This is a genomic window from Streptomyces sp. NPDC051217, from assembly GCF_044455465.1.
Taxonomy (GTDB): domain Bacteria; phylum Actinomycetota; class Actinomycetes; order Streptomycetales; family Streptomycetaceae; genus Streptomyces.
This window is the reverse complement of the sequence record NZ_JBITEV010000005.1, coordinates 211,690-224,979: the sequence shown is the minus strand read 5'-3', so window position 1 is coordinate 224,979 and position 13,290 is coordinate 211,690. Positions and strand designations below refer to the sequence as shown.

12 protein-coding genes are annotated in these 13,290 nt (G+C 70.3%); 9 read left to right on the top strand and 3 right to left on the bottom strand.

The annotated features are described in order from the left end of the window. Positions 1-12: 12 nt before the first annotated feature. The 4 genes from argJ to ACIBBB_RS14460 are packed head-to-tail and all read left to right on the top strand — an operon-like array spanning position 13 to position 3,947. Positions 13-1,182: a bifunctional glutamate N-acetyltransferase/amino-acid acetyltransferase ArgJ gene (gene argJ, locus ACIBBB_RS14475; protein WP_398981690.1), complete on the top strand. Its 1,170-nt coding sequence runs from the start codon at positions 13-15 to the stop codon at positions 1,180-1,182. Further along, positions 1,179-2,117, top strand: a complete 939-nt coding sequence (gene argB, locus ACIBBB_RS14470) for an acetylglutamate kinase (RefSeq protein ID WP_398981688.1) — start codon at positions 1,179-1,181, stop codon at positions 2,115-2,117. The genes argJ and argB overlap by 4 nt, the downstream gene beginning before the upstream one ends. Continuing rightward, a complete protein-coding gene (locus ACIBBB_RS14465; RefSeq protein ID WP_398981686.1) occupies positions 2,114-3,328 on the top strand; it encodes an acetylornithine transaminase in 1,215 nt (404 codons plus the stop codon). The genes argB and ACIBBB_RS14465 overlap by 4 nt, the downstream gene beginning before the upstream one ends. 7 nt (positions 3,329-3,335) lie before the next feature. After that, the gene (locus ACIBBB_RS14460) at positions 3,336-3,947 is read left to right on the top strand and encodes an arginine repressor (RefSeq protein WP_398981684.1); all 612 of its coding nucleotides are present in this window, start codon (positions 3,336-3,338) and stop codon (positions 3,945-3,947) included. A 27-nt stretch (positions 3,948-3,974) separates the two neighbouring features. Here the strand turns inward: ACIBBB_RS14460 and ACIBBB_RS14455 are convergent, their stop codons facing one another. Both ACIBBB_RS14455 and ACIBBB_RS14450 read right to left on the bottom strand, forming a co-directional pair. After that, the gene (locus ACIBBB_RS14455) at positions 3,975-4,718 is read right to left on the bottom strand and encodes a L,D-transpeptidase (RefSeq protein ID WP_398981682.1); all 744 of its coding nucleotides are present in this window, start codon (positions 4,716-4,718) and stop codon (positions 3,975-3,977) included. A 53-nt stretch (positions 4,719-4,771) separates the two neighbouring features. Beyond that, positions 4,772-5,386 (bottom strand): pyridoxamine 5'-phosphate oxidase family protein, encoded by a 615-nt coding sequence (locus tag ACIBBB_RS14450; protein WP_398981680.1) that lies wholly within the window; start codon positions 5,384-5,386, stop codon positions 4,772-4,774. A 71-nt stretch (positions 5,387-5,457) separates the two neighbouring features. Here ACIBBB_RS14450 and ACIBBB_RS14445 point away from each other — a divergent pair, with 71 nt between their 5' ends. The 3 genes from ACIBBB_RS14445 (at position 5,458) to argH (ending at position 8,686) form a co-directional block, all read left to right on the top strand. Next, positions 5,458-5,865, top strand: coding sequence for a DUF488 domain-containing protein (locus tag ACIBBB_RS14445; protein ID WP_398981678.1), 408 nt, complete (start codon positions 5,458-5,460; stop codon positions 5,863-5,865). Positions 5,866-5,926: 61 nt separating this feature from the next. Then, positions 5,927-7,120, top strand: coding sequence for an argininosuccinate synthase (locus ACIBBB_RS14440; protein ID WP_398981676.1), 1,194 nt, complete (start codon positions 5,927-5,929; stop codon positions 7,118-7,120). Between the two features lie 138 nt (positions 7,121-7,258). Then, a complete protein-coding gene (gene argH / locus ACIBBB_RS14435; RefSeq protein WP_398981674.1) occupies positions 7,259-8,686 on the top strand; it encodes an argininosuccinate lyase in 1,428 nt (475 codons plus the stop codon). 91 nt (positions 8,687-8,777) lie between these two features. Here the strand turns inward: argH and ACIBBB_RS14430 are convergent, their stop codons facing one another. After that, entirely contained in the window at positions 8,778-10,997 is a 2,220-nt protein-coding gene (locus tag ACIBBB_RS14430) for an NADP-dependent isocitrate dehydrogenase (protein ID WP_398981672.1), read from the bottom strand. Positions 10,998-11,119: 122 nt separating this feature from the next. On the opposite strand from ACIBBB_RS14430, the gene ACIBBB_RS14425 reads away from it, so the two are divergent. Both ACIBBB_RS14425 and ACIBBB_RS14420 read left to right on the top strand, forming a co-directional pair. Next, complete coding sequence (locus ACIBBB_RS14425) at positions 11,120-11,665, top strand: TetR/AcrR family transcriptional regulator (RefSeq protein WP_398981670.1); 546 nt, start codon at positions 11,120-11,122, stop codon at positions 11,663-11,665. After that, positions 11,665-13,263: an MFS transporter gene (locus ACIBBB_RS14420; protein WP_398981668.1), complete on the top strand. Its 1,599-nt coding sequence runs from the start codon at positions 11,665-11,667 to the stop codon at positions 13,261-13,263. The genes ACIBBB_RS14425 and ACIBBB_RS14420 overlap by 1 nt, the downstream gene beginning before the upstream one ends. Positions 13,264-13,290: the final 27 nt, after the last annotated feature.

Below are 13,290 nucleotides of genomic sequence, written 5' to 3'. Positions count from 1 at the left end.
GAAGGAGATGCAGTGAGCGTCACGGCAGCAGGCGGATTCACAGCGGCGGGCATCACCGCCGGGATCAAGGACAGCGGCGCCCCGGACCTGGCCCTCGTGGTCAACACCGGGCCGCGCCGCGCCGCCGCGGGCGTCTTCACCTCCAACCGCGTCAAGGCCGCCCCCGTCCTCTGGTCGGAGCAGGTCGTCAAGGGCGGCCGGATCTCCGCCGTCGTCCTCAACTCCGGTGGCGCCAACGCCTGTACCGGTCCCAAGGGGTTCCAGGACACCCACGCCACCGCCGAGAAGGTCGCCGAGGTACTGAACGAGGCAGACCCCGGCACCCACAGCTCCGGCGAGATCGCCGTCGCCTCCACCGGGCTCATCGGTATCAACCTCCCGATGGACAAGCTCCTGCCCGGCATCGAGAAGGCGGCGGCCGAACTCTCCCCGCACGGCGGCGAGAAGGCCGCCATCGCCATCAAGACCACGGACAGCGTGCACAAGACGGCCGTCGCGGGCGGCGACGGCTGGACCGTCGGCGGTATGGCCAAGGGTGCCGGCATGCTCGCCCCCGGCCTCGCCACCATGCTCGTCGTGCTCACCACCGACGCCGACGTCGACAGCCCCGCCCTCGACTCGGCCCTGCGCGCCGCCACCCGTACCACCTTCGACCGGGTCGACTCCGACGGCTGCATGTCCACCAACGACACGGTGCTGCTGCTCGCCTCCGGCGCTTCCCAAGTGACGCCCGGATACGAGGAGTTCGCGGAGGCCGTCCGTACGGTCTGCGACGACCTCGGCCGTCAGCTCATCGGCGACGCCGAAGGCGCCAGCAAGGACATCCGCATCGAGGTGATCAACGCGGCGACCGAGGACGACGCCGTAGAGGTGGGCCGCTCCGTCGCCCGTAACAACCTCCTCAAGTGCGCCCTGCACGGTGAGGACCCCAACTGGGGCCGGGTGCTGTCCGCGATCGGCACCACCTCAGCCGCCTTCGACCCCGACCGGCTGGGCGTCGCCATCAACGGCGTCCGGGTCTGCGAGAACGGCTCCGTCGGCGAGGACCGCGACCTCGTCGACATGCGCTTCCGGGAGGTACGGATCACCGCCGACCTCGCCGCCGGTACCGAGTCGGCCGTCATCTGGACCAACGACCTCACCGCCGACTACGTCCACGAGAACAGCGCGTACAGCTCATGACCGCGCGCAAGCACACCGCTCTGCCCAAGGCGCAGATCCTCATCGAGGCGCTGCCCTGGCTGACCCGTCACAACGGCAAGATCGTCGTCATCAAGTTCGGCGGCAACGCCATGGTCGACGAAGACCTCAAGGCCGCCTTCGCCCAGGACGTCGTCTTTCTGCGCCAGGCCGGTCTCAAGCCGGTCGTCGTGCACGGCGGCGGCCCCCAGATCAGCGCGCAGCTCGACCGGCACGGGCTGGTCAGCGAGTTCAAGGCCGGGCTGCGGGTCACCACCCCCGAAGCGATGGACGTCGTACGGATGGTGCTCGCCGGCCAGGTCCAGCGCGAGCTCGTCGGGCTGCTCAACCAGCACGGCCCGCTCGCCGTCGGGATGACCGGCGAGGACGCGCACACCATCTCGGCGACCCGGCACCGGCCCCGTATCGACGGCGAACTGGTCGACATCGGCCGGGTCGGCGAGATCACCGAGATCGACCCGGGCGCCATCGAGGCGCTGCTCGCCGACGGCCGTATCCCGGTCATCTCCTCCATCGCGCGCAGCGCCGACGACGGCCACGTCTACAACGTCAACGCCGACACCGCCGCCGCCGCGCTCGCAGCCGCCCTCGGCGCCGAGACGCTGATGGTCCTCACCGACGTCGAGGGTCTGTACGAGGACTGGCCGAACAACGACGACGTGATCAGCAGGCTCACGGCGACCGAGCTGGAGAAGCTGCTGCCCGAGCTGTCCAGCGGCATGGTGCCGAAGATGGAGGGCTGTCTGTTCGCCGTACGCAACGGGGTCAACACCGCTCGCGTGCTCGACGGCCGCGTACAGCACTCGATCCTGCTGGAGATCTTCACCGACGAGGGCATCGGCACGATGGTCGTCCCCGACGGCCAGGAGCAAACGAGCACGGCGACAACGGAGACCACGGCAGGGGGAGCGTCATGACCGACGACAGCAACCAGGAACTCACGCGCCGCTGGCAGCATGTGATGGCCGACAACTACGGCACCCCGAAGCTCTCCCTCGTACGCGGCGCGGGCGCCACCGTCTGGGACGCCGACGGCAACGCCTACACCGACTTCGTCGGCGGCATCGCCGTGAACGCCCTCGGCCACGCCCACCCCGCCGTCGTCGACGCGGTCACCCGGCAGATCTCGTCCCTCGGCCATGTGTCGAACCTGTACATCGCCGCCCCGCCCGTCGCCCTCGCCGAACGGCTCGTCGATCTCGCCGACCGCCCCGGCCGTGTCTACTTCTGCAACTCCGGCGCCGAGGCGAACGAAGCCGCGTTCAAGATCGGCCGGCTCACCGGCCGCCGCCACATGGTCGCCACCGACGGCGGCTTCCACGGCCGCACGATGGGCGCGCTCGCGCTCACCGGGCAGCCGCCCAAACGGGAGCCGTTCCTGCCGCTGCCCGGCGATGTCACGCATGTCCCGTACGGAGACGTCGACGCGCTCAGGGCGGCCGTCACCGAGACGACCGCGCTGCTGATCATCGAGCCGATCCAGGGGGAGAACGGCGTGATCGTCCCGCCCCGGGGCTATCTCGAAGCGGCGAGGGAGATCACCCGCGCCACCGGCACCCTGCTCGTGCTCGACGAGGTCCAGACGGGTGTGGGGCGGACCGGGCACTGGTTCGAGTACCAGGCCCATCAGAGTGTCGAGCCCGATGTCGTCACGCTCGCCAAGGGCCTCGGCGGCGGCCTGCCGCTCGGCGCGACGCTCGCGTTCGGCCCGGCGGCGGATCTGCTCAAGCCCGGTCAGCACGGTACGACCTTCGGCGGCAACCCCGTCGCCTGCGCCGCCGGACTCGCCGTACTGGACACGCTCGGCGCCGACGGGGCGCTCGACACGGTGAAGCGGCTGGGGGAGAAGCTGCGGGACGGAATCGAGGCGCTCGGACACCCGCTGGTCTCGCATGTCCGTGGCGCGGGGCTGCTGCTGGGTATCGTGCTCACCGAGCCGCTCGCGCCACAGGTGCAGCAGGCGGCTCAGGATGCCGGTCTTCTGGTGAACGCGCCAGCTCCCGATGTCGTACGGCTCATGCCACCGCTGATCATCGGCGACGACGAGGTGGAAACGTTTCTCCGGGCCCTGCCCGGCATCCTCGACACCACCCACGGGACCAACGGGGACGGACGATCCGGGGAATGAGACGACGATGACCGAGGCGCAGGCACCACCAGAGCACAACGGGATCGGCACGGGCGGCGCGGGCGGAGCGGACGGCACCAACGGCGGCGCCGAGGCGGCGGATCAGCACATCGGCCCGTCCGTCCCGCAGACCCGCACGGCGCGCCACCGCCGGATCGTGGACATCCTCAACCGGCAGCCGGTTCGCAGCCAGAGCCAGCTCGCCAAACTCCTCGCCGACGACGGTCTGAGCGTCACCCAGGCGACGCTCTCGCGCGACCTGGACGAGCTGGGCGCCGTGAAGATCCGCAACACCGGTGGTGAGCTGATCTACGCGGTTCCCAGCGAGGGCGGCTACCGCACCCCGCACGCCCCGCTCGGCGAGTCGGCGAAGGAGGAGCGGATGCGGCGGCTCTCCGGCGAACTGCTCATCTCCGCCGAAGCCTCCGCCAACCTCGTGGTGCTCCGTACGCCGCCGGGCGCCGCCCAGTTCCTCGCCTCGGCCATCGACCAGGCCGAGCTCCGGCCCATCCTCGGCACCATCGCCGGCGACGACACGCTGCTGCTGATCAGCCGCGACCCGGCGGGCGGGCAGGCCCTCGCGGACCATCTGCTGCGGTTGGCCCAGAAGGACGGCTGAGGGCGCGCCGGCAGTGGTGCCGCCGGATCAGTAGTTCGTGATCGCCGTACGACCCGACGCCGTGCCCACCGCGATGTGAGGTGAGCGCGCGGGGTCGGCCCATGCCAGGATGCGGCTCATCGCGCCGGCCGGTACGGAGACACAACCGGCCGTGGCGCCCTTGCCGTTGACATGCAGGAAGATCGCGGCGCCCCGGCCGCGCACGGGCCGGTCGTAGTTGAAGCCGATGACCAGGGCATGGGCGTACTGGGTGCCGTACGCGGTCAGACGCTCGGCCTCCGCCGCACGGCAGTCGGCCGGCAGCCCCTCGACCCAGCGGTTGTACGCGCGCGAGTCGTTGTCCTGGCACCACCAGGACCTTTCGGTCACCGGGCGGTACACGAAACGGGTCCCCGCCGGAGCCGGCTGGATACCGAAGGCGTACGGCAGGTCGTACAGCCCCGTCGGCGTGGTCGAGGTGCCCTGTACGCGCTCGGTGCCCCCGACCAGCCCGCCGGCCCCGAACCGCGCGTCCGCCGATCCCGCCGCCACCCAGCGGCCCCCGCGCCGGTCCCACCAGGTGACACGGCCCGTGGTGGCGCCGGTGTTCGCGGCCTCGGCGGTGATCAGCTGGCTGCCGCCCCCGGTGTCGGCCATCCGCTCGGGGAGCGGCACGGAGGTGCCGACGGGCGCGAGAGGAGCGGGTGCGACAGGGCTGGGCGCGGCAGGGCCGGCCGCGACCGTGGCGACGACGGCGAGCAGGACCGACCCGAGCGTGAGAAGGGTGCGCATGCTCGGACCGTACGCCGGTGGCCGGGTGACGGCCTCTCAGGATCTCCGCCGCGTTACGCCGAACGGCGCGTCGCGTCCTCGACCGGCCCGTCCGTGCGCGCGGGCAGCGGCAGCGGCAGGGCGGGCAGCCCGTCCAGGCTCACGCCCACGTACTCCTTCTTCTCGCAGTACGCCGCGAACTCCTCGTCCGTCTTCCTGGCGAAGTGCTCCGCGTGCTGGGTGCGCTCCTCCCGGTAGTCCAGGAAGGGGACGGCGAATCCGCACGAGTCGCTGATCCGTACCGCGCCGACCAGGATGATCGCCCGCGCGCTCGGCCCGTCCGCGTCCGCGAACCGCCCGATGTACTGCGCCCAGCGCGGATCGTCCCGGAAGACCGGTTCCCCGCGCCCGTGCACCCGAAGGATCTTCGGCGGCCCGTCGAACGCGCACCACATCAGGGTGATGCGGCCGTTCTCGCGCAGATGGGCGATGGTCTCGGCGCCGCTGCCGCCGAAGTCGAGGTAGGCGAGCGTCGACTCGTCCAGTACGACGAGGCTGCCGGCGCGGCCCTTGGGGGAGAGGTTGACGTGACCGTCATCGGCGCGCGGGGCCGTTGCGGTGAAGAAGAGGGGCTGTTCCTCGATGAACGTGCGTATCCGGCCGTCGATTCGTTCGTAGTGCTTTCCCATGGCATCTATTGTCGGCGCCGGCGATCGCGCGCGTCGAGACGTTTGTCGAGGAACGGGATGGGCCGGGACGCATGACGAAGAAGAAAACCACGCACGCGGTACGTGTCCGGCGGGTCTACGAGGCTCCCGGGCCGGACGACGGGACTCGGGTGCTCGTCGACCGGCTCTGGCCGCGCGGGCTGGCCAGGACCGGGGCCGCGTTCGACGACTGGCTGAAGGACGCGGCCCCCTCCGCCGAGCTGCGGAAGTGGTACGGGCACGACCCCGGGAAGTACGAGGAGTTCGCCGACCGCTACCGCGCGGAGCTGGCGGCAGCCGGATCGACCGCCGCCGACGCCCTGGAACGGCTCCGGGAAGTGGCGGCCGGCGGGACCCTCACCCTGCTCACCGCCACCAAGGATCTGGAACACAGCCACCCCCTGGTACTGGCGGCGGAGGTCACGGAGAGCGCCGGGGGGACCACTCAGGGCCCGCATTGACAAAACATACGGAGGACTGCATAGTTATACCCATCAGCGTATGCACCGTAAGGAGAAACCCGTGACCGAGCGCGTCGTACTCGCCTACTCGGGCGGCCTGGACACCTCCGTCGCCATCGGCTGGATCGCCGAGGAGACGGGCGCCGAGGTCATCGCCGTCGCCGTGGACGTCGGTCAGGGCGGCGAGGACCTGGACGTCATCCGCAAGCGCGCGCTCGCCTGCGGTGCGGTCGAGGCCGAGGTCGCGGACGCCAAGGACGAGTTCGCCGAGGAGTACTGCCTCCCGGCGATCAAGGCCAACGCGCTGTACATGGACCGGTACCCGCTGGTCTCGGCGCTCTCCCGGCCGACGATCGTCAAGCACCTCGTGGCCGCCGCCAAGAAGCACGGCGCCGACACCGTCGCCCACGGCTGCACCGGCAAGGGCAACGACCAGGTCCGTTTCGAGGCCGGCATCGTCGCCCTCGCCCCCGAGCTGAAGTGCATCGCCCCGGTCCGCGACTACGCGATGACCCGTGACAAGGCGATCGCCTTCTGCGAGGAGAAGAACCTCCCGATCGCGACCACCAAGAAGTCCCCGTACTCCATCGACCAGAACGTCTTCGGACGGGCCGTCGAGACGGGCTTCCTGGAGGACATCTGGAACGGTCCGATCGAGGACATCTACGAGTACACCTCCAACCCGGCGGAGCCCCGCGAGGCCGACGAGGTCGTCATCTCCTTCAAGGAGGGCGTCCCGGTCGCCATCGACGGCAAGCCCGTCTCCGTCCTCCAGGCGATCCAGCAGCTCAACGAGCGGGCGGGCGGCCAGGGCATCGGCCGGATCGACATGGTCGAGGACCGGCTCGTGGGCATCAAGTCCCGTGAGGTGTACGAGGCGCCGGGCGCGATCGCGCTGATCACCGCCCACCAGGAGCTGGAGAACGTCACCGTCGAGCGCGAACTGGCCCGGTACAAGCGGCAGGTCGAGCAGCGGTGGGGCGAGATGGTCTACGACGGCCTGTGGTTCTCCCCGCTGAAGCGGGCCCTGGACGGGTTCATCAACGAGGCCAACCAGCACGTCACCGGCGATATCCGGATGACCCTGCACGGCGGCCGGGCCGTCGTCACCGGCCGGCGCTCCGAGGAGTCGCTGTACGACTTCAACCTGGCGACCTACGACTCGGGCGACACCTTCGACCAGTCCAAGGCGCAGGGCTTCATCGAGCTGTTCGGCCTCTCGGCGAAGATCGCGGCCAAGCGCGACCTCGCGTAGTCCGAGTCCCCCGTTGAGCCCGTCCGGCGATCGAGGACCGGGCTCCGGGGCGGAGTCCGGTTTCGGGAAGGGGCGGGGTAGGGGGAGAATCCCTCACCCCGCCCATCAGTGTGACCGCACGCAAGGAGCAACCCAGAAGTGAGCAGCAACAGCGGTGACGTCCGGCTCTGGGGCGGCCGTTTCGCCGACGGTCCCGCCGAGGCCCTGGCCAAGCTGTCGGCGTCCGTGCACTTCGACTGGCGCCTCGCGCCGTACGACATCGCGGGCTCCCGCGCCCACGCGCGCGTGCTCAGCAAGGCCGGCCTCCTTACGGAGGAGGAACTGGACCGGATGCTCGCCGGGCTCGACCGGCTGGAGGCGGCCGTCGCCGACGGCTCCTTCACCGGGACCATCGCCGACGAGGACGTCCACACGGCCCTCGAACGCGGGCTCCTCGAACAGCTCGGCCCGGACCTCGGCGGCAAGCTGCGCGCCGGCCGGTCCCGCAACGACCAGGTCGCCACCCTCTTCAAGATGTATCTGCGCGACCACGCCCGGATCATCGGGGGACTGATCGCCGAGCTCCAGGACGCGCTCGTCGGCCTCGCCGAGGCGCACCCGGACGTGGCCATGCCGGGCCGTACGCATCTCCAGCACGCCCAGCCGGTCCTCTTCGCCCACCATGTGCTGGCGCATGTGCAGTCCCTGTCGCGGGACGCGGAGCGGCTGCGGCAGTGGGACGAGCGGACGGCTGTCTCCCCGTACGGCTCCGGCGCGCTCGCCGGGTCGTCGCTGGGGCTCGACCCCGAGGCGGTCGCGGCGGATCTCGGCTTCGAGCACGGCTCGGCCGCCAACTCGATCGACGGGACGGCCTCGCGGGACTTCGTCGCGGAGTTCGCCTTCATCACGGCGATGATCGGTGTGAATCTCTCGCGGATCGCCGAAGAGGTCATCATCTGGAACACGAAGGAGTTCTCCTATCTCACGCTGCACGACGCGTTCTCCACGGGCTCGTCGATCATGCCGCAGAAGAAGAACCCGGACATCGCCGAGTTGGCGCGCGGGAAGTCGGGCCGGCTCATCGGCAATCTGACCGGGCTGATGGCCACACTGAAGGCGCTGCCGCTCGCGTACAACCGCGATCTTCAGGAGGACAAGGAGCCGGTCTTCGACTCCTGCGACCAACTGGAGGTCCTGCTCCCCGCGTTCACCGGGATGATGGCGACGCTCACGGTCAACCGGGAGCGGATGGCGGAGCTGGCCCCGGCCGGTTTCTCGCTCGCCACCGACATCGCCGAGTGGCTGGTCCGGCAGGGCGTGCCGTTCCGGGTCGCGCACGAGGTCGCGGGTGAATGCGTCAAGGTGTGCGAGCGGCAGGGGATCGAACTGGACGAGCTGACCGACGAGCAGTTCGCCGGGATCTCGGAGCATCTGACACCGGAGGTCCGTACGGTCCTCGACGTCTCCGGCGCGCTGGCGTCGCGGGACGGGCGCGGCGGTACGGCGCCTTCGGCGGTCGCGGTCCAGCTCGCCGAGGTGAAGACCGACCTGGCGCTCCAGCACGCGTGGGCGACGGCCAAGAAGTAGCCGGAACGACAACGCCGGACGGGCTCGAATCGAACCCGTCCGGCGATTGAGGACGTACCGGCCACCGGGCGGACCCGGTACGCCGATCCGGTCAGCCGAGTGTCGAGATCGCCTGGTTGAACGTCTTCGACGGCCGCATCACGGCCTCGGCCTTGGCCGGGTCCGGCTGGTAGTAGCCGCCGATGTCGGCGGGCGAACCCTGCACGGCGAGCAGTTCGTCCACGATCGTCTGCTCCTGCTCGGCCAGCGTCTTGGCGAGCGCCGCGAACGCGGTAGCGAGCTGCGCGTCCTCGGTCTGCCTGGCCAGCTCCTGCGCCCAGTAGAGGGCGAGGAAGAAGTGGCTGCCGCGGTTGTCGATCCCGCCGACCTTGCGGCTGGGCGACTTGTTCTCGCTCAGGAACGTGCCGGTGGCGCGGTCGAGCGTGTCGGCCAGCACCTGGGCGCGCGCGTTGCCGGTGGTCGTCGCGAGGTGCTCGAAGCTGACGGCCAGCGCGAGGAACTCGCCCAGGCTGTCCCAGCGCAGATAGTTCTCCTTGACGAGCTGCTGCACGTGCTTCGGCGCCGAGCCGCCCGCGCCCGTCTCGAAGAGCCCGCCGCCGTTGATGAGCGGTACGACCGAGAGCATCTTGGCGCTCGTACCGAGCTCCAGGATCGGGAAGAGGTCGGTCAGGTAGTCACGCAGGACGTTGCCGGTGACCGAGATGGTGTCCTCGCCGCGCCGGATGCGCTCCAGGGAGAACGCGATCGCCTCGACGGGCTTCATGATCTCGATGCGCAGGCCCTCGGTGTCGTGCTCGGGCAGGTACGTGTTCACCTTGGCGATCAGGTTGGCGTCGTGCGCGCGTCCCTCGTCCAGCCAGAACACGGCCGGGTCGCCGGTGGCGCGGGCGCGGCTGACGGCGAGCTTGACCCAGTCCTGGATCGGCACGTCCTTGGTCTGGCACATGCGGAAGACGTCGCCGGCGCTGACGGTCTGCTCCAGTACGGCGTTGCCCGCGGTGTCCACGACGCGCACCGTGCCGGTGGCCGGGATCTCGAAGGTCTTGTCGTGGCTGCCGTACTCCTCGGCCGCCTGCGCCATCAGACCGACGTTGGGCACCGAGCCCATGGTCGACGGGTCGTAGGCGCCGTTGGCGCGGCAGTCGTCGATGACGACCTGGTAGATGCCCGCGTAGCTGCTGTCCGGGATGACGGCGAGGGTGTCGGCCTCGGCGCCGTCCGGGCCCCACATATGGCCCGAGGTGCGGATCATGGCCGGCATCGAGGCGTCGACGATGACATCGCTCGGCACGTGCAGGTTGGTGATGCCCTTGTCGGAGTCGACCATCGCGAGCGCCGGGCCCTCGGCCAGCTCGGTGGCGAAGGACTCGGCGATCTTCGAGCCGCCGGGCAGCGACTCAAGACCCTTGAGGATGCCGCCGAGACCGTCGTTCGGGCTCAGACCGGCCTCGGCGAGCGCGTGACCGTGCTCGGCGAACGTCTTGGGGAAGAAGGCACGCACCGTGTGACCGAAGATGATCGGGTCGGAGACCTTCATCATCGTGGCCTTGAGGTGCACCGAGAAGAGCACGTCCTCGGCCTTGGCGCGGGCGATCTGCGCCGTCAGGAACTCACGCAGCGCGGCGACGCGCATCGCGGACACGTCCACGACCTCGCCGGCCAGTACGGGCACCGACTCACGCAGGACGGTGGTGTTCCCGTCGTCGCCCACCAGCTCGATCCGCAGTGAGCCGTCCTCGGTCATCACGGCGGACTTCTCGGTGGAGCGGAAGTCGTCGGCGTCCATGTGCGCGACGTTCGTCTTCGACTCGGCCGTCCAGGCGCCCATCCGGTGCGGGTGCGCCCTGGCGTAGTTCTTCACCGAAGCGGGGGCGCGGCGGTCCGAGTTGCCCTCGCGCAGCACCGGGTTCACGGCGCTGCCCTTGACCTTGTCGTAGCGCGCCCGTACGTCCTTGTCCTCGTCGGACTTCGGGTCGTCCGGGTAGTCGGGGAGCGCGTAGCCCTGCTGCTGGAGCTCGGCGATCGCCGCCTTCAGCTGCGGGATCGAGGCCGAGATGTTCGGCAGCTTGATGATGTTGGCCGCGGGGGTCTTGGCCAGGGCGCCGAGCTCGGCGAGGGCGTCATCGATCCGCTGTCCCGGTTCGAGACGGTCGGCGAAACCGGCGATGATCCGCCCCGCCAGGGAGATGTCACGGCGCTCCACCGTGACCCCGGCCGTCGAGGCATAGGCCTCGACCACAGGCAGGAATGAGTAGGTGGCCAAGGCCGGGGCCTCGTCGGTGTGCGTGTAAATGATGGTCGAGTCTGTCACCGGGTGCTCCGCTCCACGTCTGCAACATTGCTCGACATCAAGATATCCCGTGGCCGGGTCCCGCTCGACAGTGGCCCGCGAGGAGTGAGACGTCAACGTCTCATTTGGGTTATGGTTGTCTCATGACAGTCGATCGTGACCAGGTGCTGCGCACCGCCGCCGCCCTCCTCACCCGCAGGGCCACCGCCACCATGGACGAGGTCGCGCGGGCCTCCGGCATCGGCCGGGCCACCCTGCACCGGCACTTCGCGGGGCGTGACGCCCTGGTCAAGGCGCTGGAGGAGCTGGGCATCCGGGAGGTCGAAGCGGCGCTCGACGCGGCACGGACGGACGAGGGACCCGCGAGCGACGCGCTCCGCAGGCTCATCGCCGAGGTCGAGCCGGCCGCCGGGCTCCTGGCCTTCCTCGTCACCGAGAACCAGCTCTTCGAGGGCGAAGTGAACGAGGGCTGGGACCGGCTCGACGCCCGGGTCTCCGCGCTCTTCCGGCGCGGACAGGAAGGGGGCGAGTTCCGGATCGACCTGCCTCCCGCCTGGCTCACCGAGGCGTTCTACGGACTCATCGGCACCGCCGCGTGGGCCGTCCAGGACGGGCGGGTCGCCGCGAAGGACTTCCAGTACATGATCGCCGAGCTGCTGCTCGGCGGAGCACGACGGAGCGTGGAGTGATGACCGGCACCGACCAGGCGGCGGAGACGGCGACTGCGACTGCGACGGACGCGACGCACCGCCCGGGGCGCTGGCTCGCCCTGTCCGTACTCGTCCTGGCCGTGCTGCTGGTGGCGGTCGACGCCACGGTGCTGGGCCTCGCCACACCGTTCCTGAGCGAGGACCTCAAGCCGTCCGGCACCCAACTGCTCTGGATCGGCGACGTCTACTCGTTCGTCATCGCCGGCCTGCTCGTCTCCATGGGCGGCCTGGGCGACCGGATCGGGCGGAAAAAGCTGCTGCTGACGGGCGCGGTGGCCTTCGGCGCCGTCTCCGTACTCAACGCCTACGCGAGCAGCCCGGAGATGATGATCGTCGCGCGGGCGCTGCTGGGCATCGCCGGTGCGACGCTGATGCCCGCCACGCTCGCCCTGATCCGCAACATCTTCCACGACCCGAGGGAACGCAGCGTCGCCATCGGCATCTGGGGTGCCGCGGCGTCGGCGGGCACGGCCGTGGGTCCGGTCGTCGGCGGATTCCTGCTGGAGCACTTCTGGTGGGGCTCGGTCTTTCTGATCAACCTGCCCGTCATGGCGGTCCTCGTCGTCGTCGGCGTGAAACTGCTCCCGGAGTCGAAGAATCCCGCGCCCGGCCCCTGGGACCTGGCGAGCGTGGTGCTGTCCCTCGTCGGGATCGTCGGTGTCGTGTACGCCATCAAGGAAGCGGCGGCGTACGGGCTCCGCCGGGACGTCGCCGCAGCGGCGGTGATCGGCGTCGTGGCGCTCGTCAGCTTCGTCCGCAGACAGCTGAGGATCCGTCACCCGCTCCTCGACATGAGGCTTTTCAGGAACCGCGGCTTCTCCGGAGCCGTACTGGCCGACCTGCTGACCATCTTCGGTCTGTCGGGGCTGGTCTTCTTCCTCTCGCAGTATCTGCAACTCGTCCAGGGACGGGGGCCGTTGGAGGCGGGTTTGGCCGAACTGCCCGCCGCCGTCGGTGCCGTGACGGCGGGTCTGCTCGCGGGGCGGGCCGCCCGCCGGTTCTCCGTACGGTTCGTGGTGGCCGGCGGTCTCGCAGGTGTGGGCCTCGCGACCGCCGCACTTGTCGGACTGACCGAGAACACCGGCTACCCGATGCTCGGCGCCGTGCTGCTCGTGGTCGGCGTCGGCGCGGGATTCTCTTTCACGGTGACGGCCGACGTGATCCTCTCCAGTGTCCTCAAGGAGCAGGCGGGCGCGGCGTCGGCGGTGTCGGAGACCGCGTACGAACTGGGCGCCGCGCTCGGCATCGCGCTCCTCGGCTCGATCGTCACGGGCGTCTACCGGGGCTTCCTCACCCCGGAGGGCGTACCGGCCGGGACGGCTGCCGCCGCGCACGAGTCCCTGGGCGGCGCGGTCGGGGCGGCGGGCGGTGTCCCCGCCCACCAGGCGGCCGAACTGGTCGCGGCGGCCCGGGAGGCGTTCGTCGAGGGCCTGAGCATCGCGGCGGGCGCGGGTGCGGCGGTCCTGCTCGCGACATCGGTGGCGGCGTGGTTCCTGCTGCGGGGCCAGAAGCTGGCGGACCATGTCGAGCCCCCGGCCGACGCCGAGCCCCTGACCAGCAAGCATCCCTCGCTTTAGGTCCGTTTTCGCCTTCGCCTGATGGTC